The organism is Roseateles albus (assembly GCF_028595345.1).
Lineage (GTDB): Bacteria > Pseudomonadota > Gammaproteobacteria > Burkholderiales > Burkholderiaceae_C > Paucibacter_A > Paucibacter_A albus.
Map to the genome: position 1 here is coordinate 57,212 of NZ_JAQQXT010000004.1, position 26,996 is coordinate 84,207.

Below are 26,996 nucleotides of genomic sequence, written 5' to 3' on the forward strand. Positions count from 1 at the left end.
CCGCGTCTCTGACTTGGCGCAAGTTTTTTGCAGGCCTTGCGCTCCGACGAAAACTTTGGGCATGGCGTCGGCTAGCCCTCAGAATTCGCGCATGAGTTCAAGTGCCCGTCTACCTTTCAAGCATTTTTTGTTGGCCTTGGCCGTGGTGGCCATCTGGGGCAGTAACTTCGTCGTCATACGGCTCGGGCTGAACGCCTTGCCGCCGCTGCTGTTCGCAACTCTGAGATTCAGCTTCGCGGTATTGCCGGCGATCTTCTTCCTCAAGAAGCCCGATCTGCCTTGGCGCAATCTGGCCAGCTATGGGCTCTTGATCGGCGTTGGCCAATTCGGCCTGCTGTTCCTGGCCATGCGCAGCAATATCTCGCCGGGCCTGGCGTCACTGGTGATTCAGACGCAAGTCTTTTTCACGCTGATGCTGTCGATGCGGCTGAACAAGGAAGGCGTGCAGGGCTATCAGTGGCTAGCCTTGCTGCTCGCCGCCAGCGGCATCGGGTTGATTGCCAGCCATACGGACGGCAGCGCTACGCCGCTGGGGCTGGTGATGATTCTGGCCGCCGCCTTCAGCTGGGCCTGCGCGAATATGCTCGGCAAGAAAGCCGGCCGGGTCAATATGCTGGCCTATATGGTCTGGACCAGCGTCTTTGCTGTACCGCCCTTGCTGGCGCTGTCCTTGATCGTTGAGGGGCCAACGGCCATGGCGGCAGGCCTGGCCCGGGCTGACGCGACGACCTGGGCCGCCGTGCTCTGGCAAGCCGTCGGCAACACCTTGTTCGGCTATGCCGCCTGGGGCTGGCTCCTGGCTCGCCATGCGCCGGCCACAGTCGTGCCCATGGCCTTGCTGGTGCCGGTCTTCGGCATGAGTACGGCGGCCTTGGTGCTGGGCGAGAGCCTGCCGGCCTGGAAGCTGATCGCAGCGGGCCTGGTGTTGAGTGGCCTGGCGCTCAACCTGCTGTGGCCGCTGCGGCCATGGCGGGTTCGCGCCGTACATTGATCTAGAGCAGGCGGCGCTCACTGGCTGGGAGTTGGCAGGCGGACTGGAGATTAGGATGGGACGATGAACGCCTCATACACACTCGCCTTGCTCAAACAGCCGCCCCGCTACCTTTTCTTCACCGGCAAGGGCGGCGTGGGCAAGACCTCTTGCTCGACGGCGGTGGCGCTGGCTTTGGCGGACAGGGGGCTGCGGGTGCTGCTGGTCAGTACCGACACGGCCTCAAATTTGGACGAGATGCTGGGCGTGCCGCTGCGCAACCACCCGGTGGCTGTGCCCGGCGCTTTGGGCTTGTCGGTCTTGAATATCGACCCGAATCAAGCCGCCGAGGATTACCGCCTGCGGGTGCTGGCTCAGTTGGCAGTTGACGTTAGCGAGTCCGAGCGAGGCACGGTACGCGAACAGTTGTCGGGCGCCTGCACGACCGAGATTGCCGCTTTTGACGAGTTCGCGACGCTGCTGGCCGAGCCGCCGGCGGACTTTGACCACATCATTTTTGATACCGCGCCAACCGGTCATACGTTGCGCTTGCTGAGCCTGCCCAAGGCCTGGAGCGGCTTTCTGGCCGACAACGACCGCGGTGCTTCCTGCCTGGGCCCGCATTCGGGCCTGAAGATGCAAGAGCAGCGCTTTCAAGCGGCCTTGGCCGCCCTGACCGACCCGGCCTTGACCGAGGTGGTGCTGGTGACGCGGGCCGAGGTGGCCGCCTTGGCCGAAGCCGGCCGCACTTCGGCGGAGCTGCGCGAACTGGGTTTGAACCGCCAACGCTTGCTGGTCAACGGCGTATTCAAGGCCAGCGACCGAAGCGACACGGTTGCGCTGGCGCTGGAGGCGCGGGGCGAGGCCGCCCTCGCGGCGATGCCTGCGGCCTTGTGCGAGTTGCCGCGCGATCAAGTGCCGCTGCGCTCTTTTGACACCGTGGGTTTACCGGCCTTGCGAGGCTTGTTGAGCGAGTTGCCTGTTGGCCATGCGACTTTGGCCGCTGTGGCGCCGCCCGCTCAACTCGACGCCGCCAGCCTCGGCGCGCTCTGCGATGACTTGGCTGCTGCGGGCCATGGCCTGATCATGGTGATGGGCAAGGGCGGGGTGGGCAAGACCACGATCGCGGCGGCACTGGCCATCGGCCTGGTGCAACGCGGCCATGCGGTTCACCTGACGACCACCGATCCGGCCGCCCATGTGCTGCCGACCGTGCACGGCGATTTGGCCGGGCTGCGCGTCGACTGCATAGACCCCAAGCGCGAAACCGAGCTGTACATCGCCAAGATCATGGCGGCGCGTGGGCGCACGCTTGACGATGCTGGGCGCGCGCTCTTGCTGGAGGACTTGCAATCACCCTGCACCGAGGAGGTCGCGGTGTTTCATGCCTTCTCGCGCGTGGTCAGCGAAGCGCGCAGCGCCTTTGTGGTGATGGACACCGCGCCGACGGGCCACTCGCTGCTGCTGATGGACGCCACCGGCGCCTACCACCGCCAGATGATGCGCGAGTTCGAGGGCCGCAACTCGGCGGGCAGGGTGCTGACGCCGCTGATGCGGCTGCAAGACCCGAAGCACACCCGCATCATCATTGCCACGCTGGCCGAGCAGACGCCGGTGTCGCAGGCGGCGGCGCTGCAAGACGATCTCAAGCGCGCCGGCATCACGCCGTTTGCCTGGGTCATCAACCGCAGCCTGCTGGCCGCTGGCGCGCGCGATTCTTTGCTAACGGCGCGGCTGATCGGTGAGCAGCGCCAGGTGCAACGCATCCGCGCCGGCCTGGCCGAGCGGCTCTATGTCTTGCCTTGGTCGGCCACACCGCCGGTGGGCGTGGCGACCTTGGCGGGTTTGACGGCCTCGTGAATCGCCGCACCTCTTGAGTGCAAGCAAACGGCTTCAGTTCCTGTGCGGCTGCGCCGTTTGAGCTTGCAGGCCGCTGCTCAAGGCATGGGCCAGCGCGAGCAAGGCATCAAAGCGCTTGCGAGCCTCGGAACGCTTCTTCGAGGCGATCGCAGTCAAGTCCGGCGGGCTCAGCGGCTCGCAGCTCAATTGATAGTCGCCGTCCGAGCGTTGTCGCGCCCCCATTTCTTCCCACAGGCTGTTGTAGTCGGCAAAAATCTTGCCCTTGCGGGCGGCGCTTCGGTGGGCGAGGTTGGCGTTGCCAACCAGCAATAGCTGGCGACAACCATAGCCATGACCTAAATGTGCCAGCAATCGCAGCATCAGGCATTTGGGACGCAGGCCATGGAAATCTTGAGTGGCTTGGCGGATGTGTTGGAGGCCGTCTTCGCCCTGCGGCCCTTGCATGCAGCCTATGCCCAGCGCCAGCTGGGTGCCCTCGCGGAAGAAAGAAAACGCCGCCGAGTAGATCAGCGTCTCGCCTTGCACCAGGCGCAGCACCAGTTCGCCTTCACGTTCGAGTGGCGCGATCGCCGACAACTCAATGCCGTAGCTCGCGCCGCTTTTGCCCTCGACTTGGGCCAGTAGCACTGCTTGCTGCGCGGCGCGCACGACCAAGGGGGCTAGGCCTTGACTGAAGATGAAGTGGTAATGCGCCTGCAGCAAAGCCAGCCTTTGGCTGCAGTTCAGGGTGTTGCTCAGGTAGGGGCGGTAGATCTTCAAGACCAAGCTCGGCTTGTGCTTGACCAGCTCGCTGAACGGTGAGTGGGCATTCAGCAACTGCAACCAGGCGGAAGTGGCCGGCCGGTTGGCGAAAGCTCGCCAGCCGATCTTGATGCTTTCACGTAAACGGGGCAGGCCTTGCCTTCCGCTCAGGCCCGAATTGAGGGTGATGGTTTGCGACAAAGTGGGGTCTTCAGCGGGGCGGTGGACGGCCGCGGATGGAGCAGCTGGTGCGATGGAGGTCTAGGACGCGAGGGGCAAGACTTCTTGCTGGTCTGTGGCCACAAGGTAATGAATTGTAAATCTTTGTGTTTTGGTACAACTGCCTTGACACCTCCCTCTGATGGGGGTGTCGGGCGGCAAATCGTCACGATTCAAGGCATGTTTCGCGTCATCTCCAGCTCCGGCACCAGCTGGACCATGCAGCCCATGCTGAAGAAAGTCCCAGGTCAAGCGGAGTTCCGGCGCCCCCATCCTGGCTAGCGCCGCTGGGCTGCGACCCATTGTTCGAGCGTGACAAGTTCAAGCCCGAGGCGCTGATAGTCCACCGCGAGATGCCCGTCCGGGGCCACCGTCACGGCCTCAGGTACCGCCACCGCAACTTCTTGAGCCAACACGCCGACATAAACGGTGTCGCTCCAGACGTAGCGATAGGCGTACAGGCCCAGTCCCGCAGGTGTGCGCTCCAGCAAGCTGATGTCTTGCTTCAGGCCTTGGTCTGAAAGCCAATACCAGCATGCGCGAACGGGGCCGGCGTAGCTGCTATTGCTGCCCCAAAAACCGTTGGGCGACTTGCGCGGCGACTTGAGTTCGGCTTGGGCGGCATTTTTGTGCTTTGTGATCTGTAGCCGAGCTTGGTTTGAATGCCCGCCAGTTGCCGAGGCTTGCCAAGCTTGGGTCGAACGCGGCTCGCCGGCGGCTTGTGCGGTGCCGGTGACGGCTGCCGCCAGAAGGCAAAGCAATGTGGCGCAATGCCTCAGGGTAAGGGTCGCTTTCATAGGGAGTCCTTGTTGTTCAGTGGTTTATCAGCGCGGGGCGACGGGGCGACAAATTGGCGAAAGTGCGAGACGCCTCGCGCTTGAAGGCCGCTCGCCGCCTGTGCTGCCAAACTCAGCCGCGCCGGCGATGAATCGCGCCAGCGCCGATCGCCAGCAGGCCCAGGCCCATCAAGGCCCAACTGCTTGGTTCAGGCACTGCCGTGATGTTGTAGGTGATGTCCTGCTCGAAGGTCCACTGGCTCGCAAACGGGCCGGTCGGCGAAGAATTGACCGTCCAGCGCACTTGATGATTGCCTGCGGACAGTCCCTCCATCGCGATCAGGTAGCCATCCGAAATGGCCGGGAAGATGCCGGCAGGCCAGCCGCCCAGATTGTCTGCGCCGACATGCAGCGGGAACAAGTCGGTTGATTGGCGGAATTGGCCCAGCGACGAATAGCCGGCTGGCAGCAAGGCGGGCGCGCCGTCGACGGTGATTGACATGCTGTTGATCGTGCCCAATACATGGCCCGCTATGAAGCGAAGGTCAGCTTCGGTTTCGTTAGCGTCGGGCCAGCCGGTCACGACCTGAAGATTCAGCAGCAGGGTCTGGTCAGGGCGCACAGTCACGTTGCGAACAACCGGGGTCGCGTTGAAGGAGCCTGGCAGAAAGAAATACCCACCTTGGTCGCCGAGCTGTGTGTTGGCGCCGGGCCCGTCGAGGAGGGGGTTGGTCGCGGCTGGAATCGAGATCCACCATTGGCTGAACTGGGCTAATCTGAAGCGCTGGTCGTAGCCGGCGACGAGGGCTTCGGGCGCGATCAGCTGCTGTGCCAGCGAGGGGCCGGCCGCGATGGCAAGCAGGGCGGCCGCAGCCAGCGGGAGCAGTTGGCGCCCGACGCCGTGAGCTGCGTGGCCATGTTGTGTTGCTAAGTTTGTCATGTCGTACATCCTTTGAATTGAGGTTCGAAGATGGTTCTCGGCCTGCGCCGCCAAGCTCAAGCGCGCCGGCGGTGCAGCGTGCCGGCGCCGATGGCCAGCAGGCCCAGGCCCATCAAGGCCCAAGTGCCTGGCTCGGGCACGGCGGTGATGTTGTAGGTGACGTCGTACGAGGTCGGCGGGCCACCGGCGTAGGGGCCGGTGGAGACAAAGGTCGAGGTGAAGCGCAGTTGGTGCTGGCCGGCAGACAAGCCCTCCAAGGCAAAGGTGTAGCCCAAGGTGACGGCCGGAAAAATGCCCGGTGGATAGCCCCACATGGTGTCAATAATGCCGCCGGGTGGCAGGCTCAGCGGAAACAAGGGGCTGGACTGCAGGAAGGGATTCCGCGAGCTGGCGTCATTGGACAGGAGGTCCACACCGTCAACCGTCACCGTCAGGCTGCTGACGTCACCAAGTGCGTAGGCGGCATGTGTGCGCATATCCGCCTCGGTGAAGACCTGGGCATCCGCCCAGTAGAGGATGGTGACCGGGCTGAACACCAGCGTCTGGTCGGTGCGCACGGTCACGTTGCGCACCACGGGAGCCTGGGAGAACGTGGACGCGAGGAAGAAATAGCTGCCCTGGTCGCCTTGCGCGGTATGGGCGCCGGTCATGTCCAGTATGGGGTTGGTCGCCGCGGGGATGGAGAACTCCCACTGCGCCATCTGGGCCGACAGGAAGCTCTGGCTGTAGCCGCCGACCATGGCGTTGGGTGCGATCAGTTGCTGCGCCCGCAATGGCGCAGCCGAGATGGCGAGCAGGGCCGCCGCGGCCAACGGCAGCAGTTGCCGCACCAGGCTAGGGGCGGCTTGGCGATGTGAAGCGTGTTGGTGTGACATTTCATTCATCCCTTGAATCTGGGCTTGAGGGTTGGCGGCAGCGTGCACTGCCTCGGGCACGGCGAAGTTCGTTTGCCGTGATGCCAATGTCCTACTTGGCCGGCGCGTCGTACTTAAAGCGTCTGAAACGGCACTTAAAAATTCTTAAAGTTTGCGGCCAGCGTTCAGATGCCCTGCTTTGAATCCCTATGATCGGCAGCGCTGTGTCCGGGAGTTAGTCTCCGCGCCAGCTTCTCAGTCCGCCAAGATTTCCGAGGAGTAGCCCGCCATGCCAATGGACTCTGCCAGTCTCGATGTGCCAGCAGCGCCGGCCACAGCTTTGGCGCCAGCGCCTGCCGGCCCTAACGATGCGCTGCGCTGGAAGGTGCTCTTGCTCGCCTTTTGCCTGATTTGCGGCGGCCTGCGTTTGTGGGCCTTGGCCTACATCGATCGCAGCGTTGTGGCCGAGGCTGCGGGTGGGATGGGGGCGGAGTTCAATTGGAAGTTCAAGGGCTTGCTGTGGATGAACGAGGTGGTGAGCGTTGAGCCCGACTCGGACCTCGCACGACAAGGCGTGAGGCCGGGCGACCGGATCTCCTATGACCTGCCGGCAGACACCTGGCGATACAAGGGCATCGGGGAGCCGATCGCGGTCACGATCGAGTCGCAGGGCCAGCTCCGGCACCTGACCGCGTTGACCATTCCAGACCCTGGCCGCATAACGCCGCTTGCCGTGGCGGCCTTGCTGGGTGACTGGATCGACAGTTGTATGGCCCTGCTCGTCGCAACGATCTTGGCTTGGCGCGGCGCGGCAAACAAGCCGATACGCGCGCTTTCAATCGCGCTGGCGATCTACAGTGTGGTCGGCATGACCCAAGGTTTGCCGGGAGGCATGGTGCAAAACCTACTTTCCGTATTCAGCATGAACGTTCTGTTCGTCCTGAGTACGGGGGCTTACCTGTATTTCGCCATCACGTTTGGGGATAGACAAAATCGACTGTCACAGGCGTGGGTGCACAGAGGTTTTGTCGTGCTGATGGGCTTGGGCTTGATCATTGCTCTGTTTGATGCGGGCTTGCTGCTGCGTTGGTGGCCGCTGCCGGCTGAATGGAAGCGTTTCAGTGAAACCTTGACGAACAACTATGCAGCGTTCATCAACGTGATCTCCTTGACCTTCCTGTTTTCGACATGGCGCCGAGCCGCAGGGGCCGAACGATATCGTGCCGCATGGGTAGGTATCTGCGTGGGCCTATTGCTCTTGAGCGGCATGGTGTTCGGCGTGGCGTCGGCGCTCATAGTGCGAACTTTTGAGAATGAATTCATGGTCAGGCTGGCGCAGGTCGGCTTGGACATTGTCGCGATGCTTGGCCTCGCCTACGCCGTGCTGCGCCACCGTGTCTTCGGCTTTGGTTTTGCGCTCAACCGCGCCTTGGTCTGGGGCCTGGTGTTGGCGGTCTTGTTGGCCGGCGTGGCCTTGCTGCGCATGCTGGGTGCGCGCTGGCCCGTGCTGGCCGACCCCAAGGTGGCAGCCGGCGTGACCGTGCCGCTGGCGCTGCTGTTCGCAGGCGCCGTGCCGCGCTTGCGCGGCTGGGCCGACGGTGTCGTGCAGCAACTCTTCTTCAGCAATTGGCGCAACCGGGAGGAGCAGCTCTGGATGGCCGCGCGGTCGGCCGCCACCCTGCAGGGGCAGGACGCGCTGCTGCAGCATTACCTGGCTGCGATCGGCGGCTTTGCCGACGGCGCACGGGCGGCGGTGTATCGCGTCGGCGCCGAGCAATGCGAACGCTTGGCCTCGACGGCAGCCTCGGCAGCCAGCGCGCCCGAGCTGCCCGTTGCGCTGACGCTGACGCCAGCTGATCTGCGCGGCATCCTCGCCCACCGCCTGCCGGCCGCGCTGGCAGCGCTGGTCGGTGTGGACGGCCTGGCCATTCCAATCAAACACCGCGAGCTTTTGAGCGGATTCTTGTTGTTGAATACAAGGCCGGATGCGGCGCCGTATCGACCCGACGAGGTGCGCGCCTTGGCCCGCGCTACCGAGATGATGCAAGAGGATTTGCAGGCCGATGCTGGGCGCTCGCAAGCGCAGCTGCTGGAGCAAAAGCTGGCCGCCGAGTTGGCCGCGCGCGAGGCGGCGCAATCGGCCAATGCGGCCAAGAGTGCCTTCTTGGCGACCGTCAGCCACGAGATCCGCACGCCTATGAATGGGGTCATAGGCATGAGCGGCCTCTTGCTCAGCTCGACTCTCAGCGAGGAGCAGCGCGACAACGCGCAAACCATCCGCGACTCGGCCGAAGCCCTGCTAACCATCATCAACGACGTGCTCGATTTCTCCAAGATCGAGGCCGGCAAGATGGAGCTGGAGGCGCAGCCTTTTGACCTACGCGAATGCGTGCGCTTGGCGCTTGACCTCGTCAGCGTACGTGCCGGCCAAAAGGGTTTGCGCCTGAGCTGCCATATCGGCGCGGAGGTGCCAGTGGCCGTGGTCGGCGATGCGGCGCACCTGCGCCAGATCCTGCTCAATTTGCTCAGCAATGCGCTCAAGTTCACCGATGCCGGTGAGGTGGCACTCAGCGTGACGGCGCCACGCAGCGGGCGGCTGGCGTTTGAGGTTCGCGATACGGGCATCGGCCTGAGCGAAGAGGGCCGCTCTCGGCTGTTTCAACGCTTCAGCCAAGCCGACAGCAGCATCAGCAGCCGCTACGGCGGCACCGGCCTGGGCCTGGCCATCAGCCGCCAGCTTGCCGAGCTGATGGGTGGCTCGATGGGTGTGGAGAGTGCGGGGCTCGGCCAGGGTTGCCGCTTCCAATTCGATATCGATGCGCCGGCTGCCGATACCGCTTTGCTGCCCCAGCGCAGCGCTGCGCCGACCACGGCGCTGGACCCCCAAATGGCGGTGCGCCATCCGCTGCGCATTCTCTTGGCCGAAGACAACGGTGTGAACCAGAAGTTGGCGCTGCGCCTGCTGGAGCAGATGGGCTACCGGGCCGATCTGGCCGGCAATGGGCGCGAGGCGCTGGACTGCGTGGCGCGCCAGCCCTATGACCTGGTGTTGATGGATGTGCGCATGCCGGTGATGGACGGGCTGGAGGCGACCCGCGCCATCACGGCGCGCTGGGCGGCCGGGCAGCGCCCGCGCATCGTCGCGATGACAGCCAACGCCCTCAACGGCGACCGGCCACAATGCCTGAGTGCTGGCATGGATGAGCACTTGAGCAAGCCTTTGCGCGTTGAGGCTTTGATCGCCGAGCTGAGCGCTACAGCCCGTAGAGTTGATGCGTAATGTCGAGGTGAAAGCCATGAACCAGCCCTTGATAGATCCGCTAGTTTTCGAAGCCCTGCAGGCCAATGCCGGCGCCGATTTCGTGCTGCAACTTATCGAGGCTTTTGCCGAGGAGGCGCCGCTGCTGGCGCAGCAGTTGCGCGAGGCGTCGGCTGCCGGCGACAGCGCTCAGTTCGAGACCATCGCGCACAGCTTGAAGAGCAATGGTGTGACCTTTGGTGCAGCGCGCTTGGCTGAGCTGGCCGGCCGCTTGGAGTGGCAAGGCTTGGCGACGGGTGGCGCGGCCACAAGCGCGGCGATCGATGAATTGACGGCCGAGATTGCTGCCGCCTTGCTGGCCCTGCAAGCGGCTGCGCGCGCATGAACGGCGGCCCTGCTTCGAGACTGGTGTTCCGCCATATTGAGCTGCGCCTGGACGAGCGCCGCGTGCTGGTCGATGGCCAAGCCGTCGCCTTGGGCAGCCGCAGCTTTGATCTACTCAAGGCTTTGGTCAACAAGCGCGAACGCGTCGTCAGCAAGGAGGAGTTGCTCGACGAGGTGTGGCCAGGCTTGGTCGTCGAGGAGAACAATCTGCAGGTGCAGATCTCGGGCCTGCGCCGTGTGCTGGGCGCGTCCGCGATCGCGACGGTGCCGGCCCTGGGCTACCAATTCACGCTGCCTTTGGGGCTGGCCGAAACTGCAGAAAGCGCCGAAACAGCAGACGCTAGCGAAAAGAGGCAACAAGCCCAACAGCCGCAACATAAGACGCCGGCTTTGGCGGGCAGCCTGTCCGCGCGGGTGCTGGTGGCCGATGACAACCGGGTCAATCGGCTGCTGCTATGCCGCTCGCTGGAGCTGATGGGGCATCATGTCAGCGCGGCCGCCAATGGTCGCGCGGCGCTCGACTTACTCAGGCAGCAGCCTTTTGACCTGCTGCTGCTCGACCTTGCGATGCCCGAGCTGGATGGATTTGGTTTGCTGCAAGAGCGGGCCGGTGACGCTGCGCTGCGCGAGGTCGCGGTGATCGTGACCAGCGCCTTGGGCGGCGTGGCGCCGGTGGCGCGCTGCATCGAGCTGGGGGTGGAGGACTTTTTGCACAAGCCGGTCGACCCCTGGCTGCTCAAGGCGCGGGTCGATGCCAGCTTGAACGCCAAGCTGCAACGCGACAGCCAGCGCGCCGCGCTGCGCCGCTTGATGCCCGGCGGCCCCAGCGAAGCCCGCAGCTTGCCCGATGTGACGGTGTTGGTCGTCGGTCTGCATGGCTTGGCCGCGCTGGAGTTCTTGCCCGAACAGATGCAAGAACTGCTCAGCGACTGGTGCACGCTGATGTTTGACGCTGTCGAGGGGCGCGCTGGCGAGGTGGCGCAGTTTTGCGGCGATAGCCTGATGGCTTTGTTCCGCACGCCGCAGGCGGCTGTATTGGCGGCGCAAGACATAGGCGAGCTGATGGGCGCATTCAATGAAGAACGGCTGGCCGCCGGTTTGGCGGCTGTCAGCTCGGGCTGCGGCCTGGCGCGCGGTCAGATCCTGGCCTGCACAGCGGCAGCCAGCAGTCGCGCGGCCTATGCCTGCATAGGTACACCGGTGGCGCAGGCGCAGCGGCTGGCGCGAGCCAGCGGGGAGGGCGGCCAGGGCTTTTTGATGGATGAGGCGGTGCGGGCCGGCCTGGCTGATCAATGAGGTGGCCGCGAGCCAGGATTTGGCGGGTATGCTGGTGCAATGAAGATTCAGCCTGCATGGGCCTCGGCGCTGGCCTTGTTCGCGCTTTCGTCAGTGGTGGTCGACGTGCTTGCCGAGGCTGGCGGTTCAAGCGCCGCTCAGCAAAACCTCTGGGTCGAAGTGCGCTGGGTGGACAGCGCGCTCAGCGGCGCGGCGCTGTCTGCGGTGCGCGAGGGCTCGGTCGTGGTGGGCACGGCCGGCTCGGTGTCGGCGCGGGGCAGCGTCGGCTTCAACACGCAGCGGCGTGATGAGCAGCAGGTGCAGCGCCTCTTGGTGCTCAACGGCCATCAAGCTTCGGTGCAGCTGACCGAATCGACGCCGGTGCAGTGGGTAGATTTCGCTGTGCCCTTCAATGCCGGGGGCGGCGCTGGTGGGGCTGTGCCTTTGCCGGCGGCGGGCGCTGGGGCGAACTCGAACCCAGGCTGGGCCATGCCGCGTAACGGTGTGAGCGAGCAGACTCAGGGTTTCACTGTCACGCCCCATTGGCCGGGCGGCCAGCAACCGGTGCGGGTGGAGTTGCGCGCGCAGGGAACGAGCGGCTCCGGCTCTTTGCTGCAAGGCCAGACTCAAACTCAGACCCAGGCACAAGTCTTCAGCACCGTTTCGGTGAGTCTGGGTCAATGGCTGACCGTAGCGCGCAGCGGCGCGGCCACCCAGCGCCAGGAGCGCGGCGTCATCAGCAGCCGTAGCGCCGAGACGCAGAGCACGCGCGAGCTGCAGCTGCGGGTGGATTTGGCGCCTTGAAAAACAAGCGCGGTGCTTGGCCGGCTTCGAGCAGCTATGCTCAGCCACCGGTCGCGCGGGTCGCGAAGTCAATCGTTAGGACTGCCCCATGACCCTTTGCCCAATCGCTCTCGCCGTCGGATGCCGCAAATGCCCGATCTTCAAGCTCTGCCCGGTCAAGGGTTTGATTGGCGATATGGGGGATTCGCGGGACACGCCCGCCGCCCCTGAAAAGCCCAAGGCCGCAGCCAAGAAGACCAGCGCTGCAAGAAAGAAGACATAGGAGCTGCCGCTGCGGCAGCTATTTCCCCTGCGCTACTGCATGCCGTAATTGCGCCTGATCTGCTTGAGCACACCGCGTGCTTCAAGGCGCTCGGCGGCGGCGTCGAGAAGCAAGACATCGGCCTCGGGCACGGTCTTCTTGTTGAACATCATGTGGACCGGCGCGTGCGAGATGTTGTGGGGCAGCGGGGCCAGGTCCATCTTGAGCCGTGCCGCTTCGGTCAGCAGCGTGGCGTGGTCGGCCATGATCAGCTCGCCGCGCTCCTTGCTCAGCATGACCAGGCCTTGCGCGAAGCCCTCGAAGGTGGAGCTGAGCTTGGCCTCGCGCAGCCGGACTATGTATTGCTCGTAGGCCGGCCCGAACCAACCCGAATTCAGGCTCAAGAGGGTGATGCGGCGATTCAGCACATCTTCAAAACCACGCACATCGCGGTAGCGCTCCAGCTTGGCCGGCAAGGTAAAGAAGCTGACCGTTTCGTTGCGATAGGGCTTTGAGAACCAAGCATATTCACGCCGCTCCGGCGTATCGGACGAGCCCGGGATCATGTCGAGCTCGCCAGCCATGAACATGGCCAAGCGGCGCTTGCGCGGCACTTCCTCGCCGATCTCCAGCTTGCAGCCGGCCTCTTTGAAGATGACCTGCATGATCTCGACATCACCGCCGACCGCGGAGCCGAGATCGCCGGCGTAGAAGTAGGGCGGCCAGGCCATCATGGCCACCCGCACCGGCTTGGAGCAGGCCTGTGCCGCAGGGGTCCACAGGCCCAGCATCGAGAGGGCAAGGGCAGATGCAGCGGCGGCAAACTTCATGCTTGTGATCCTCACGCCATGTGTCGGTCATTCCTGCACCGATTTTGCGCTTGAATCGCCGCCCTCAAAGCCCAAAGCTCATCAATAGTCGATGCCAACCCTCAGGCCATACATGCGTGGGTCGTTCCACATCGCCCGCACAAAGCCACCGCCGTCCTGGGCCGAGTTCTTGGTGTACTTGTTGGTGGCGTTGAAGACATAGACCTCGGCATACCAGCTCTTGGGCGCCGACAGCTTGATCGAGGCGTCGATCTTGGTGAAGGCTTTTTGCGCATCCGAGATATGCGGGTTGTCGAGGTTGCGCAGGGTGAAGTACATCTTGTCCTGCCACTTCAGGGCCAACCAAGGTGTCACCGAATAGCCGTCACCGAAATCGAACTTCTGCGAGAAGTTGACGCCCAGGCTGTACTTCGGTGAGAAGGGCAGGTGGTTGCCGGTGATGTCATAGATATTGCGGCCAATCAGATTCGGGTCGGTGCCCTCGTTCGCCGGCGGGCAGTCCGGTGCGCCCATCTCGTGGCGGTAGTCGCAGTTCCAGGTGTCGCTGAAGTTAGGAAAGTCCTTCACCTTGGAATTGATGTAGGTGAAGAAGCCGCCGATTCGCCCGCCGGCCCATGGCTTGTAGTCGAACTCCAACTCCAGGCCGGGGATATCGACCTTGCCGACGTTGATGGTCTGGTACTTCTTGACCAGGTCGCAGTCAAAGGTATTGGGCGTGCAGCCGGCTTCGGGCTTGACCTTGGCCGAGAAGAACTCGTCGGTGACCTGCATGTCCTTGTAGCGGCTGAAAAACGCCGTGGCGGAAATGCTCAGGCGGTTGCTCAGCATCAGCCCCTTGTAGCCGAACTCCAGGTTGGTGACTGTCTCGGGCTTGTAGGGGAAGAAGGTGTACTGGGGCGACGGGCCTTCAACGCAAGTCTTGTCACCGCAGCGGTCGTCCTTGTCACCGAAGCCACCCGCCTTGTAGCCGGTCGACAAGGAGCTGTAGACCATGTCCTTGGGTGTGATCTGCGTCATGAGTCCTAAGCGATAGGTGAACTTGCGCCAGGATTCGGAGTGGTCGTTCTGCGCTGGATCGCCCCAGTGCGAATAGGCGCCGGTGCCGGCGAAGGGGCCCATGGCATTGGTCAAATTGGCACTGTTGTGCGGGCGGAACTCGGGCGTGCCGGGGTGGCCGGGGTCGAAGTGGCCGTTGTAATAGGCGTCGCTATCGTCGGCCCAGCCGCCGAAGACCTTGCCGCCTTGGTCGGTCTTGCTGTCCCAGCTGTAGCGCCCGCCGACGGTGGCCGTCCAGGTCGGCGCAAATTTCCAGTCCATCTGGCCGAACAAGGCCTTGGCATCGATCTGGCGATTCGGCTGGTTGTAGAACTGGCTGTTGGGCAAGCCCCAGTTGTTGTTGGTCAAGAATTCCTGCGCATAGTCAATGGCATTCTTCTCACGCATCCAGAATCCGCCGACCACGTATTGCAAGGTGTCGGTTCTTTGCTTGTATTGCAGTTCCTGGACCAGGGACTTGTAGCGGGAGTTCAGCGTGATCGAGGAGTTGTCTTGCACTGGCCAAACGCCGGGGTGCAGGCCTTCGGCGGTCCACTCCGCCGTGACCTGGCTGGACAGGCGGTGATAACCCGCATCATCATCGGTCTGCTGGCTGCGCCGCTGGTCGGCATAGGCAAAGTTGTATTCCAGGCTGCTGGACTTGGACAGATTCCAGTTCAGGCCTCCGCGCACGGTGTCGATCGACATATCGATCTTGCCGGGCAAGTTGACATTGACGTCCCATTGGCTGCCTGGGCAGGCAAAGCGCGTGCCGGCGGCTTGCGCGCAGTCTTTCAGCGCGATCTCGCCGGCGCCGGAGTTCTGGAATTTTTCATAGCTCAGCGAAGCCTCGAAGTCGGGGGTGACTCTCCAGCGGCCGGACAGGCGACCCGCCCATTGGTCCTTGTTGTTGTAGGCGTCGGCCTTGCTGACCGGCGTGTTGCGGCGCTGGTCCACATCGGGGATGCCGTCTTTGTGGAAGCCATGCTCGGGCATGTCGATGTCGGTCTTGTCCTGCGTCTGGTTCAACCAGCTGTCGCGGGTCAGATGCATCAGCGTGGCGCGCAGCGCGAAGTTCTCGCCGATGCCGATGTTCTGGATCACATTGAGCTGGCGCTTGTTCAAGTTGCCCAGGTCCAGCTCGGCGCTGCCGTAGCTTGCGCCGTACTCGGGCTTGGCCGGCATGATGTTGATGGCGCCGGCCGTGGAGTTACGGCCAAACAAAGTGCCCTGCGGGCCGCGCAGTACTTCGACCTGTTCCAGGTCGAACATCAAGGCCATCGCACCCTGTGGGCGTGGCGAATACAGGCCGCCCACATGCAGGCCAACTGCCGGGTCGCCGATCTCGGTGAAGTTGTTCGAGCTGATGCCGCGGATGGCGATCTGCACGCCGGAGTCGGCGCCGGTCGAGAACTGCAAGTTTGGCACCGTGCCGGCCAGGCCGCGTACATCGGTGACGCCTTCGCGGGTCAAGCGGTCTTGCGTGATCGCCGTGACGGCAACCGGCGTTTGCAGCAGGCTGGAGCTGACGCGTGTGGCGGTCACCACCACCGTTTCCAGCTCGTTCTTGTTCTGTGCAGGCTGCGCAGTCTGTGCGTTCGCATGCTGGGCAATGCAGCCCAATGCCGCTGTAGCCAATGCCGTCAAGGCCAGGCGGGAGGGGTGGCTATTCTTCATTGAAGTCTCCTGAAAAAATTCAAAGTGTTTGAGGACAGGCGAAGGCGGCTATGCCTTGGCGGCATGGGACGGGCAAGAGTCAGGGAAAGAAAACGAAAATCAGGGCGAAAATCAGGGCGGGTTCTGGGCAGGCGATGCCGCCGGACGGCGGCGGCTGCTCAAGAGCTCGGTCAGTCGGACGGTCTTGTTAGCGACCAGGGGGCGAGCCCAAAAGGCCACGCTCAGGATGTAGGCCAGCGAGATGAAAACGCTGCTCATCGCCAGGCGCAGACCTATCGCTTCGCCCAACTGCCCGACCAGCATGGGCAGCACCGCACCACCCAAGATGCCGGTGCACAAGATGCCGGAGAAGGCGCCGTGATGCATGGGCACCGAATTCAAGGCCAGGGAAAACAGCACCGAGAACATCACCGACAAGCAAAAACCCGCAGCCGGGAAGGCCCACAAGGCGGTGGCCGCGCTGCCATAAAGCGCTGCGGCGACGCAGGCCATCGCCCCCAGCACGAACAGCATCAGCACCCGGCGCGAATCCATCAGTTTGAGCAGCAAGAGGCCCAGCAGGCAGCCCAGCGACATCAGGCCCCAGAACTGCCCGACCGCATCGGCGCCTTCGGCCGTGGCGGACAAGCCATGTTGGCTGCTGAGGAACTGCGACATCCAGTTGGCCAGTGTCTGCTCGGTGCCCACATAGGCGACGATGGCGAGGAAGTAGAGCCAGACATCGATGCGCGACAAGAGTTCGCGGTAGGCCTTCATGCCGCCCATGCGCTCGTCATCTTTCAGGTCCACGGTTGGCAAGGGCAGGCGCTGGTTGAGCAGCAGCAGAGCCACGAAGGCCGCGACAAAAGCCCAGTAGAAATCGACCCACACCAGGCCGCCGGGCGCAGTCACCGAGCGCGTCATCATCCACTGAAAGACCCAGGGGCTGATGAAGGAGGCCAGGCCGAATACCAACTGGCCCATCACAGAGAAGAAGGCGAAATTTGCTTCGCCGCCTGCGGTGCGCATCAGCGGGTTGATGACGACTTGCAGCAGCGCCATCCCGAGCCCAATGACGAACAGGCCGCCGATCACGACGGCAAATACCGGCTGCACGGCGATCGCCAGCGCACCGATCAGATTCAGCGCAAAGGCCAGCATCAAGGTGAACCTGGCGCCCCGGCGTTCGACCAGGATGCCGCCCGGAATCGACACCAAACCGTAGGCCAAAAAGAAGGAGAAGGGCAGGAAGCCCGCCATGCCCAGGCTGAGCTTGAAATCCTGGATCAGCACCGGCATCAGCGGCCCGATCAAGTTGGTCACGAAGGAGATCGCGAACCAGATGACCAGGATGTAGATCACGATGCCATAACGCTGCGCCATATTGCTCATCTTGTCGCTCACCTTCTTGCTCAACAATTAAGCCGGCAGTGCCAGCAGATCACTGAATTCACCCGGTTTGATGGTCTGGCGCGGAAAGCGCGAGAGCACCGCCGTGGCGATCCTGCAAGCACTGGCCAGCGCTTGCTCAAGCGAGGCGCCTTGCAAGAGCGCCGCCAGATAGCCGGCATTGAAACTGTCGCCCGCGCCTATGGTGTCAAACACATCGGCAGCCTGCGTGGCCTGACTCAGCTGCTGCCCGTCCTTGCATGCCAGGGCGCCGCGTGCGCCGGCCTTGACGACCAGGGTGGCCTCGGGGCGCAGCCAGGTCTGCAGCAGGGGCATGGCCTGGGCGACCTCGTCAACGCCGGCCAATTGGCAGACCTCCAGCTCATTGAGCAGCAGGTGATCGCATTGGCTCAGCCAGCCCCGGACCTCGGCGCGAACGGCCGGTGTCCAGCCTTCGCTGGGCCAGCCGGTGTCCAAGGCCACTTGGTAGCCCCGCGCGCGCAGCTCGCTCAGCAGCGTGGCGTAATGGGCGCGCAGGCCCGGCAGCAAAAACACGCCAGTCAGCAGTGCCAAGCTGCCCGGCACGGCTTCGGGCAGTTGACTGAGCACCTGCTCCAGCGTCAGTGCCGCCAGATGCCCCTCGGTGGTGAAGAAATTGCGTTCGCTGCAACTGTGCATCAGGCCGACCGACACCGTCGATGCGCAAGGGCAGACGGCGAGGCGTGCATCGACGCCGTGGAACTGCGCGCCCAGCCAGCGGCCGAAGTCATCATTGCCCACGGCAGACACCAGCCGAGCCGGCACGCCGATATGGCGCAAGGCCAGCACGGCATTGCCGGCCGAGCCACCGGCGCGCAACTCGCTGCGCGGCAGGATCAGCTCGGTGCCGATTTGTGGCCATTGTTCGAGCATGCCCATGACGAGGTCGACGCCGACATCGCCGATGACACAAATAAAAGGTTTTTTGCGATCCATGGGGGCGACTATAGGGCGCCCTTTATCCCTGTGTCAATAAATAAAACCAATGGATGTGTTTATTTATTTGCAAGCTCGTTTGCAGCCTTCATCCGCCCCAGCGGCCTCCGCTTCGGTGCCCCAGCAGCTCCGCCACATCGGTATCGGGCCGCCTGTCCTGCTGTACCGTTTCCAGCCGGGGAGAGAGCATTTCGTAGATCGGCAGCACGGCCGCGCCGAGGATGGAGCTGTCTCCTTGATGCTTGGACAGCAGCAGGCGCAGCTGCGGGTCGCTGACGCCGCCGCGCACCGAGCGGCGCAGGGGAAGTGCTGCGGCCATGAGGCGTTCGACCAGCGCCTTGGGTGCGGCGCCGCCGATGATGATGGCGCCGGGATCGAGCATGTTTTCAATCATGCAAATGGCGTCCCGCAGGCGTTCGCCGGCCTGGCGGCACCAGGCGTTGACGATTTCGTCGCTGCTGTCTTCCAGCCGCGCCAGCAGCTCGGGCGAATGCAGTTGCGGGTCTTCAATGCCCAGTGCTTCGGCCAGTGCATGCATGGAGACATAGCGCTCCAGGCAGCCCGAATTGCCGCAGTAGCAGGGCAGTCCGCCCGGCACCACCGGCACATGGCCGAGCTCGGTTGCATTGCCGTTGGAGCCTCGGTAGGCCGTCCGATTGACGACCAGCGCCCCGCCCAACCCCAAGCCCAGGTGGAGGTAGAAAAAGTTATCCAGCGATTTTGCGACCCCGAACAGCGTCTCGCCCAGGGCGCCGGCCACGCTGTCCACGCTATAGAACAGGGGCAGGCGGACCGCCTCGCGGAGCTCGTCCAGCAAAGACAAATCGGCCCAGCCCTCCATGGCCGTAGGCCCGAGAAAGCTGATGTCGGTGGCCCCCAGGGGCCCGGGCAGCGCGACGCCGATGCCCCATAGGCGCTCTCTGGCCCCTTTGCGCAGCTGCGTCACCTGGGTCAGCATGGTGGCCAGCAGCTGTTGCCGGTGGCTGGTGTTGACCGCAGTTTCGGTGCGCTCCAGCACGTCTCCGACCAGGTTGACTCTTGCCGCCGATACGCGCCCCGGCTCCAGACTGATGCCGATGGCATGCCCGCCTTCCGGGTTCAGCTCGAAGGCCATTGGGGGCTGGCCCCGCAATTTGTCGCCTTTTTGGCGGCGCGACACGATCAGGCCTATCGACTCCAGATCATTGGTGATGTTGACCACGGTCTGCGGGCTGAGCGAGACCATATCGGTGATGTCTTTGCGCGAGGCAGCGCCTTGCTGCCGAATGAAATCCAGCACCACGCGCCGGTTATAGGGCGCGCTCGATTGTTGGGTGGCGCCACGGCCGATGTTTCGCATGAGTGAGGTCCTGATCAGCTAGGGCAAATAATAGGGCAGGGGTGCTTGCAGCCGCCTTCAATGGCCGACTTCGTTTTGCAATTATCTTATTACTTCTAGTGGTTGTATGTATTGACGGATGAAAAACTGCTTGCTATGGTTGCCTGCAACCGGTCGATTGTCGGCCCACTCATTTCTGCTCAGCGAGACTCGCCGATGTTCCTGCTTTTATCTTCTCGATTCAGTCCTGCCGCTCGCCCCTTTCGACGCGTTCTTTGGGCCGCCCTGCATTGCGCATGCCTGAGCCAGGGCGTCGCGGCTGCAAGCCCGCCTGTTGTCAAAGCAGAGAAGGTGGAGGGCTTGGTGAGCCTGCCCAGCGCTGCGCTGCAAGTGCATATCAACCAGGTCGCGCTGGAACGTCTAGGCCCCAAGGTGGCCTTGGTGATCGCCAAAGGCCCCGCTGTGACGGGCCGTTACCGCGTGCTGCGCGATGGCCAGGTTCAGCTCGAAGGATTGCTCACCGCGCTGCCGGCCTTTGAGGCCTGGACGCCGGGGCGTCAGCATTTTGAGCTCGACTTTTCGCAGCTGACGCAGCCCGGGCGCTATCAGCTTGAGGTCTGGGTTGGCGGGCGCCATGCCCGCTCGGCCCCCGTGCAGGTCGAAGATCAAGCGCTGTTTAAGCGCACCGCTGCGGGCTTGCTCGATTACTTCAAGCAGTCCAGGCATACCGATGCCGGTGACCACCGTCGCCGCGTGTTTGAGACCGATCGCTATGTCGATGTGTGGGGCGGCTGGAATGATGCGGGTGGTGACACCGGCAAATATCTGTCCCATCTGGGTTATGCCAACTACTTCAACCCGCAGCAAGCGCCCATGGCCGCTTGGGTGCTGGCTCACAGCGCGCATGAGTCGGCCGCGCTCTATGCGCGCGCCGGGCTGCTGCGCCAAGCGCAGGATGAAGCATTCTGGGGCGCCGACTATCTGCACCGGGTGCTGGACCCGGCCGGCTATTTCTACACCACCGTCTTTGACAAATGGGGCGCCGAGGGCGCCGAGCGCATGGTCGTGGGCTACGAGGGTGAGGAGGGCGTTTACACCAGCGGCTACCGCAGCGCTTACCGGGCCGGCGGCGGCATGGCGATCGCGGCCTTGGCGCGGGCCGCCATATTGGCCAAGAGTTCCGGGCGCCAGGGCGAGTTTTCGGCGCAGACCTATCTGGATGATGCCCGTCGCGCCTTTGCCCATCTGCAAACCCACAACATCGGCTACACCGCCAATGGGCAGGAGAACCTGATCGACGACTACACCGCCTTGCTGGCGGCCGTGGAGTTGCAACGCGCCACCGGTGAGGAGGAATACCTCCAAGCCGCCCGCGAGCGGGTCGCGCAGATGCTCAAGCGCCAGGACACCGATGGGCATTTCTACAGCGACGCGATTGGGCAGCGGCCTTACTACCATGCGGTTGAAGCCGGCCTGCCCGTGATCGGTCTGAGCCACTACCTGAGCATCGAGCCCGACGCCACACGGCAAGCCATCGCCCGCCAGGGTATTGGCAAGGCTTTGGAGGCGCAGCAGCGCCTGGATCAAGCCGTCACCAACCCCTATGCATATGCCCGCCAACGCTTCCGGCAGGCCGCCCCGGGCACCGAGCCCGGCCCCGTCCAGAGCGGCTTCTTTATCCCGCATCGCAATGAAACCGGCTATTGGTGGCAGGGCGAAAGCGCGCGCCTGGCCTCACTCAGCGCGGCTGTCGTGCTGGGCGGCAGGGCTCTCGATGCCGTGAACGGCCAAGCGGCGCCGAGTGGGGCCGCCAACTTCGGCGTGACTGCCGCACAAGCGCGCAGCGCCCAAGCGCAGCTCGACTGGACCCTGGGTCGCAACCCTTATGGCATCTCGATGTTGTACGGCTTTGGTGCGCTCAACCCTCCGGCGGCTCCCAGCGCGGCCGGCGTGATGCTGCGCGGCGGTGTCTCCAACGGCATCACCGGCGCGCCCGACAGCGATGGTGGCACAGGCATCGCTTTTGCCAGCGGCCCGACGGACAACCAATGGCGCTGGAACGAGCAATGGTTGCCGCACACGGCGTGGCTGTTGATGGCCGCTGTGACGATGGCCCAGCCACCTACCAAGGCAGGCGCTCACCCGAGTAACTGATGAACTGGCCGGTGTCAGCCGGGCTCAGTCCGTCCAGCACCGCCAGCATCTCGGCCGCTGCGACTTCGGCGGGCCGGCCAATCTCGGCGCCGCGAAACGGTGCCGATAGCGCCGAGCTGACCGTGCCTGGATGCAGCGCCACCAGCACGGTCTGCGGCTGGCTGCGACGCAACTCAATGGCGGCGGTTTTGATCAGCATATTCAGCGCCGCTTTGGATGCACGGTAGCTGTACCAGCCACCCAGGCGGTTGTCCTCGATGCTGCCAACCTTGGCCGACAGCATGGCCATCACGCCACGCCGACGGTCCAGCAAGGGGCTGAAGTGGCGCAGCAGCAGGGCGGGGCCCAAGGTGTTCACGGTGAAGCTGCTGAGCAGCTGCTCGTAGCTGAGCTGGCCGAGCTGCTTTTCGGGCATGAAGCCGGGGCGGTGCAAGACGCCGGCGGCGTTGATGATGAGTTGAAACCGCCCTTGTGGCGCCAGCTCGGCCGCGGCTGCGGCGATGCTGCTCTCTTGCTCGAAATCAATCGCCGGCACCGTCTTGCGCCCCAGGCCCAGCACCAGGGCGCAGCGTGGGTCAGCTTGAAGCTTTTGGACAAAGGCCGCCCCGATCGCGCCGCTGGCGCCTAGCACCAGCGCCCGGTAAGCCTCGGGCATGGAGGCGAGCAGCGGCCCGCTCACAGCCAACCCTGGCGCCACTGCGCCGAGTCTTGCAGTTCGCGCCAGTCAATGCGCTGGCTGCGCTTGGACATCACCGCCTCCAACTCGACCGCTTCCACCGCCAGGGTCGCTTGAAGGCGCCCAGGCAGGGGTTCGGCATGGATGACGCGGGTCACCAGAAAATGCTTTTCTTTGGCCTGGGGCCGCACGGCCGTCCATTTACTCAGGTGCAGCTTCTTGGGATGTATCGGATTCATGGCCTTGAGGCTAGCCGAATTCCAGACCTTGAGCCTCCGGCCGGCGCTATACCTGGTCGGGCCGGCGGGGGATCGCGCCCAAGCAGCCGCGAGAATGGCGGGCGAAGCAAGAATGCCGAGCCGAAGATGCTTAAACAGGAGTTCTTATCTATGCCTTCAGCTCAGCATGTGGCCGTCATCGGCGCCGGCCTGGCCGGTTTGTCTTGCGCGACGGCGCTGCAGGCGGTGGGTCACCGGGTAACGGTTTTTGATAAGAGTCGGGGCGTGGCCGGACGCATGAGCACCCGGCGCGGCGAGGGCTGGGCCTGCGACCATGGCGCTCAGTACTTCACTGCCCGTGACAGCGCGTTCGTCGCCGAGCTGGCGCGTTGGCGCCAAGCGGGGGTGGCGGCCGTCTGGTCGCCGCGCTTGGCGGTGTTTGGCGAGGCCGGGCAGCACCGGCAGGACGGGGCCTTGCAGCGTTTCGTGGGTACACCGCATATGACGGCGCCGGCCCAATGGCTGGCCGGTAATTTGGCGCAAGCGGTGCGTTTAGGTCAGCCGATTGAGGCGATCTTGCCTGCGGCCAAGGGCTGGCGCCTGCAGTCCGGCGGTGCTGCGCTGGACGATGTTTTTGACGCGGTCTTGCTGGCGCTGCCAGCGCCTCAGGCCGCCGCGCTGCTGCAGGGCTGCGCGCCTGAGTTGGCGCATCAAGCGGCAGCGGTGCGCATGCGTGCCAGCTGGGCCGTGATGTTGACCTACGAGCAAGCGCTGGATCTGGGCTTCGACGCCGGTTTCGTCAATGCCGGGCCGCTGCGCTGGCTGGCGCGCAACAGCAGCAAGCCGGGCCGCATGGGTGCGGAAAGCTGGCTGCTGCATGCGCGAGCCGAGTGGAGCGAGGCCAATCTGCAAACGCCGCCCGAGCAGGTGGCGGCCGAGCTGCAACAAGCCTTCAAGGCGCTGGGCGGGGTCGTGAGCGAGCGCTGGACGGCGCACCGCTGGCTCTACGCGGACATAGCGCCGAACCCGACGGGCGTGGCCGAGCCTGGCTCGGCCGGCCCAGCGATCTGGGATGCGCGTCTGAGCCTGGGTTTGTGTGGCGATTGGCTGGGTGGCGGCAAGGTCGAGGGCGCCTGGCTGAGCGGGCAGGCCGCAGCGCGGCGGGTGATTGCGGGCGTTTGAATTGGCAAAAAGCCCAATTGGGGCGAATACGAGTAGGCGGCGCGCTTTGTTGCTTCACAATATGCCGTCGAAAGTCAATGCTATGTAGCCCTGAGGTTTGATTGATGAAACCAGCCCAAGCCCAGCCCAGGCCAGAGCGGGACACGAAGCAGGATGCACAGCAGCACAAAGAGCAGGAGTCGGCGCGACTGAGCGCCCTGCAGGCCCTGCAAGTGCTGGACAGCCCGCCCGAGCCTGAGTTCGACGCCTTGGTGCAGGCCGCCGCCCTGGCTTGCGCCGTGCCGATCGCACGCATAGGCCTGGTTGACGAGCAGCGGGTCTGGTTCAAGGCCGGTGTTGGGCTGGAGGGGCTGGATGAGTTGCCCCGCCATGAAGCGTTTTGCGCGCTGACGATTTTGCAAGATGACATCTTCGAAGTGGAAGATGCCAGTCACGATGAGCGCTTTCGCCATCTGCCGGCCATTGCCGGCCCGGTCGGGCTGCGTTTTTATGCTGGAGCGGCCTTGCGCTTGAGCGGGGGCCAGATCGTGGGCACCTTGTGCGTGCTGGATGTGCAGCCGCGCAGGCTCAATCAAGCGCAGCGCGACGTGTTGCTGCACCTGGCTCAGGCCGTGGTGCATGCCCTGGAGTTGCGGCGCAGCGCCCTGGCCGAGCGGCAGGCCGGGAACGCTTTGGCCGAGCGCAATGCCTGGTTTCAAACGCTCAATGAGGCGGCGCCTATCGGGATCTTTCACACCAATACCAGCGGTGCTTGCAGCTATACCAACCCACGCTGGCAAGAGATCTTCGGCCTGGCGGCGGAGCAAGTGCTGGGGCAGGGCTGGTCGCAGACGATCCACCCTCAAGACCGGGCGAGGGTTGTCGAACATTGGTTGAGCTGCGCCCGCTCGCAGCGCGAGTTCGAGATGGAGTTTCGTGTGCATGCGGCTGGCTCGGGCCTGCGCCATGTGCATGTGCGTAGCCGGCCGGTGCTGGGGGCGGCGGGTGAGTTCATAGGGCATGTCGGCGCGGTGGAAGACATCACCGAGCGCATCCGCTCGCAGGCAGAGCTGGCGGCCAGCCAAGCGCGCTTGAGCATGGCGCTGGACAGCGGCCGCATCGGCATCTGGGAGCTTGATCTGCATAGCGGCCAGCTTGTCTGGGATGACTGGATGCACCGTCTTTATGGGCTTGAGCCCAGCGGCAAGCCGATGACTTACTCCGCTTGGGCGGCCTGCCTGCATCCGGATGATTTGCGGCGCGCCGAGCATGAGGTGCAGCAGGCGATCAAGGGCCTGAAGCCTTTTGACACCGAGTTCCGCGTGGTCTGGCCTGATGCTAGCGTGCACCATCTGCGCGGCTCGGCGCGGCTGATGTTTGATGAGCAGGGCCGGGCGCTGCGCATGGTGGGCGCCAACTGGGATTTGACCCAGATTCGCCAGTTGGCCGAAGAAATGGCCGCGCGCATGGGCTCGGTGCTGGCCGAGCAGCATGAGCTGCTCTTGGTCACGCTGCGCTCGATCGGGGACGCGGTCATCACGGTTGACTCATCAAGCCAGGTGGTTTGGCTGAATCCCGCAGCCGAACAGCTGACTGGCTGGGCGGCCGAGGAAGCACGCGGGCGGCCGCTGGAGCAGGTTTATCACATCGTCAATGAACAGTCCCGCATGCCGGTCGAGAACCCGGTGCTGGCTTGTTTGAAAGAAGGCCGCAAGATCGCGCAGTCCGCCCAGATCTTGCTGATCTCCCGCACCGGCGAGGAATATGGCGTGCAGGATTCGGTGGCGCCGATTCGCAATGATCAAGGCGCCATCTTCGGGGTCGTGCTGGTCTTTCATGACGTCACCGAGCAGCGCCGGCTGAGCGGCGAGATGACTTACCGCGCCACCCATGATGCCTTGACGGGCTTGATCAACCGCTCGGAGTTTGAGCTGCGCCTGCGCCGCGTCCTGGAGCAAGCGCAGGGCGACCGCAGCCAACATGCCTTGCTCTATATCGATCTGGATCAATTCAAGCTGGTCAATGACGCATGCGGGCACGCGGTCGGGGATCAGCTGCTCAAGCAAGTGGCTGGCATCTTGGCGGCTGCGGTGCGCAACCGCGATACCTTGGCGCGGCTGGGCGGCGATGAGTTTGCGGCGCTGCTGGAGCATTGCTCGCCCGCGCAGGCGCAGCGGGTGGCGCAGCAGATTTGTGATCGCATGGAGGAGTTTCGCTTCGCCCACGAAGAGCGCCGGTACCGCATCGGCGCCAGCATAGGCCTGGTGCCGATCAGCGGGCGCTGGCCCTCGGCGGCAGCGATTTTGCAAGCCGCTGATACTTCTTGTTATGCGGCCAAAGAGCAGGGGCGCAACCGCGTGCATACCTGGTTCGACACCGATCTGGCGATGCGGGCGCGCCATGGTGAGATGCAGTGGACCGGGCGCATCGAGCAAGCCCTCGATGAAGACCGCTTTGTGCTGTATGCGCAACGCATCGAGGCCTTGCATCTGGCGCCGGTGGCCAGCACGGCGCAAGCGTCTGCCTTGCCCGTCTTGCCTGCCGCTGGCCTGCACGCCGAGATCTTGTTGCGCATGGTGGAGCCGAGCGGGGCCTTGGTCTTGCCGGGGGTGTTTTTGCCTGCGGCCGAGCGCTTCAATCTGGCCACCCGGATAGACCGCTGGGTATTGCGGCACGTGCTGGACTGGATGGCGGCCGAGCCCGAGCTGGCGGCGATCAAGATGCTCAGCGTCAATTTGAGCGGGCAGTCGATCGGTGACCGGGCCTTCCATCGCTGGGCCATTGCGGCCTTGACCGAGGCCGGGCCGGCCTTGTGTGGCCGGCTGTGCATAGAAATCACCGAGACGGCCGCCATCACCAGCTTGGCCGATGCGGTGCTTTTCATCGAGCAGGTGCGTGCGCTGGGCGTGCGCGGCGCGCTGGATGACTTTGGCGCCGGCGCCTCGTCTTTTGGCTATCTGAAGCATTTGCCGGTCGACTATCTGAAGATCGACGGGCAGTTTGTGCGCGACCTGGTCAATGACGCGCTGGACGAGGCCGCCGTGCGCTGCTTTGTCGACGTGGCGCAAGTGGTGGGCATGCAGACGGTGGCCGAGTATGTGGACAGCCCGGCGGTCTTGGCGCGGCTGCGCGAAATCGGGGTGAACTTTTCGCAGGGGTTTTTGCAGCATGAACCCATGCCGCTGAGCGAGCTGATTGGCTCCAGGCTCAATGCGCTGCCGCAACCGGCGTGAGTCGCCGGCGCGAGCGGGCCGGAGCAAG

At 64.1% G+C, this 26,996-nt stretch carries 21 protein-coding genes; 10 read left to right on the forward strand and 11 right to left on the reverse strand.

The genetic code is table 11. From position 1 onward, the window contains the following. The first annotated feature begins 91 nt into the window (after positions 1–91). Both PRZ03_RS07710 and arsA read left to right on the forward strand, forming a co-directional pair. Positions 92–991 (forward strand): EamA family transporter, encoded by a 900-nt coding sequence (locus PRZ03_RS07710; protein WP_273599751.1) that lies wholly within the window; start codon positions 92–94, stop codon positions 989–991. Between the two features lie 63 nt (positions 992–1,054). Beyond that, complete coding sequence (gene arsA / locus PRZ03_RS07715) at positions 1,055–2,830, forward strand: arsenical pump-driving ATPase (RefSeq protein ID WP_273599752.1); 1,776 nt, start codon at positions 1,055–1,057, stop codon at positions 2,828–2,830. A 33-nt stretch (positions 2,831–2,863) separates the two neighbouring features. On the opposite strand, the gene PRZ03_RS07720 is transcribed toward arsA, so the two are convergent. The 4 genes from PRZ03_RS07720 to PRZ03_RS07735 form a co-directional block, all read right to left on the reverse strand. Further along, positions 2,864–3,772 carry a DUF535 family protein gene (locus PRZ03_RS07720; protein ID WP_273599753.1) on the reverse strand — a complete coding sequence of 303 codons (909 nt, stop codon included), beginning with the start codon at positions 3,770–3,772 and terminating at the stop codon, positions 2,864–2,866. A gap of 296 nt (positions 3,773–4,068) precedes the next feature. Continuing rightward, positions 4,069–4,587: a tail fiber domain-containing protein gene (locus tag PRZ03_RS07725; RefSeq protein WP_273599754.1), complete on the reverse strand. Its 519-nt coding sequence runs from the start codon at positions 4,585–4,587 to the stop codon at positions 4,069–4,071. Between the two features lie 112 nt (positions 4,588–4,699). Continuing rightward, entirely contained in the window at positions 4,700–5,506 is an 807-nt protein-coding gene (locus tag PRZ03_RS07730) for a PEP-CTERM sorting domain-containing protein (RefSeq protein WP_273599755.1), read from the reverse strand. A 56-nt stretch (positions 5,507–5,562) separates the two neighbouring features. Continuing rightward, positions 5,563–6,381 (reverse strand): PEP-CTERM sorting domain-containing protein, encoded by an 819-nt coding sequence (locus PRZ03_RS07735; RefSeq protein WP_273599756.1) that lies wholly within the window; start codon positions 6,379–6,381, stop codon positions 5,563–5,565. Between the two features lie 268 nt (positions 6,382–6,649). Between PRZ03_RS07735 and PRZ03_RS07740 the strand changes: the two genes are divergently transcribed. The 5 genes from PRZ03_RS07740 (at position 6,650) to PRZ03_RS07760 (ending at position 12,344) form a co-directional block, all read left to right on the forward strand. Further along, a complete protein-coding gene (locus PRZ03_RS07740; protein WP_273599757.1) occupies positions 6,650–9,640 on the forward strand; it encodes an ATP-binding protein in 2,991 nt (996 codons plus the stop codon). 16 nt (positions 9,641–9,656) lie between these two features. Then, a complete protein-coding gene (locus tag PRZ03_RS07745) occupies positions 9,657–10,004 on the forward strand; it encodes an Hpt domain-containing protein (RefSeq protein WP_273599758.1) in 348 nt (115 codons plus the stop codon). Next, on the forward strand, positions 10,001–11,299 hold the full coding sequence (locus PRZ03_RS07750) for a response regulator (RefSeq protein ID WP_273599759.1): 1,299 nt from the start codon (positions 10,001–10,003) through the stop codon (positions 11,297–11,299). The genes PRZ03_RS07745 and PRZ03_RS07750 overlap by 4 nt, the downstream gene beginning before the upstream one ends. 39 nt (positions 11,300–11,338) lie before the next feature. Beyond that, complete coding sequence (locus PRZ03_RS07755; RefSeq protein WP_273599760.1) at positions 11,339–12,082, forward strand: hypothetical protein; 744 nt, start codon at positions 11,339–11,341, stop codon at positions 12,080–12,082. An 88-nt stretch (positions 12,083–12,170) separates the two neighbouring features. Beyond that, on the forward strand, positions 12,171–12,344 hold the full coding sequence (locus PRZ03_RS07760; RefSeq protein ID WP_273599761.1) for a hypothetical protein: 174 nt from the start codon (positions 12,171–12,173) through the stop codon (positions 12,342–12,344). A 32-nt stretch (positions 12,345–12,376) separates the two neighbouring features. Here the strand turns inward: PRZ03_RS07760 and PRZ03_RS07765 are convergent, their stop codons facing one another. From PRZ03_RS07765 to PRZ03_RS07785, 5 genes are all read right to left on the reverse strand, one after another. Continuing rightward, positions 12,377–13,153 carry a substrate-binding periplasmic protein gene (locus PRZ03_RS07765; protein WP_273599762.1) on the reverse strand — a complete coding sequence of 259 codons (777 nt, stop codon included), beginning with the start codon at positions 13,151–13,153 and terminating at the stop codon, positions 12,377–12,379. Between the two features lie 81 nt (positions 13,154–13,234). Next, the gene (locus PRZ03_RS07770) at positions 13,235–15,865 is read right to left on the reverse strand and encodes a TonB-dependent receptor (protein ID WP_273599763.1); all 2,631 of its coding nucleotides are present in this window, start codon (positions 15,863–15,865) and stop codon (positions 13,235–13,237) included. Between the two features lie 111 nt (positions 15,866–15,976). Further along, the gene (locus PRZ03_RS07775; protein WP_273599764.1) at positions 15,977–17,260 is read right to left on the reverse strand and encodes an MFS transporter; all 1,284 of its coding nucleotides are present in this window, start codon (positions 17,258–17,260) and stop codon (positions 15,977–15,979) included. A gap of 3 nt (positions 17,261–17,263) precedes the next feature. Further along, positions 17,264–18,208 carry a carbohydrate kinase family protein gene (locus tag PRZ03_RS07780; protein ID WP_273599765.1) on the reverse strand — a complete coding sequence of 315 codons (945 nt, stop codon included), beginning with the start codon at positions 18,206–18,208 and terminating at the stop codon, positions 17,264–17,266. 88 nt (positions 18,209–18,296) lie between these two features. Further along, the gene (locus tag PRZ03_RS07785; protein WP_273599766.1) at positions 18,297–19,547 is read right to left on the reverse strand and encodes an ROK family transcriptional regulator; all 1,251 of its coding nucleotides are present in this window, start codon (positions 19,545–19,547) and stop codon (positions 18,297–18,299) included. 342 nt (positions 19,548–19,889) lie between these two features. Between PRZ03_RS07785 and PRZ03_RS07790 the strand changes: the two genes are divergently transcribed. Then, complete coding sequence (locus tag PRZ03_RS07790; protein WP_273599767.1) at positions 19,890–21,680, forward strand: glycoside hydrolase family 9 protein; 1,791 nt, start codon at positions 19,890–19,892, stop codon at positions 21,678–21,680. Here the strand turns inward: PRZ03_RS07790 and PRZ03_RS07795 are convergent. Further along, positions 21,649–22,335, reverse strand: a complete 687-nt coding sequence (locus PRZ03_RS07795; protein ID WP_273600070.1) for an SDR family NAD(P)-dependent oxidoreductase — start codon at positions 22,333–22,335, stop codon at positions 21,649–21,651. The two genes, PRZ03_RS07790 and PRZ03_RS07795, sit on opposite strands and share 32 nt — an antisense overlap. Positions 22,336–22,355: 20 nt before the next feature. Beyond that, the gene (locus tag PRZ03_RS07800; protein ID WP_273599768.1) at positions 22,356–22,595 is read right to left on the reverse strand and encodes a TIGR02450 family Trp-rich protein; all 240 of its coding nucleotides are present in this window, start codon (positions 22,593–22,595) and stop codon (positions 22,356–22,358) included. A 150-nt stretch (positions 22,596–22,745) separates the two neighbouring features. Here PRZ03_RS07800 and PRZ03_RS07805 point away from each other — a divergent pair, with 150 nt between their 5' ends. Both PRZ03_RS07805 and PRZ03_RS07810 read left to right on the forward strand, forming a co-directional pair. Continuing rightward, positions 22,746–23,756 carry an NAD(P)/FAD-dependent oxidoreductase gene (locus PRZ03_RS07805; RefSeq protein WP_273599769.1) on the forward strand — a complete coding sequence of 337 codons (1,011 nt, stop codon included), beginning with the start codon at positions 22,746–22,748 and terminating at the stop codon, positions 23,754–23,756. Positions 23,757–23,860: 104 nt separating this feature from the next. After that, on the forward strand, positions 23,861–26,968 hold the full coding sequence (locus PRZ03_RS07810) for an EAL domain-containing protein (RefSeq protein WP_273599770.1): 3,108 nt from the start codon (positions 23,861–23,863) through the stop codon (positions 26,966–26,968). The last annotated feature ends 28 nt before the right edge of the window (positions 26,969–26,996 follow it).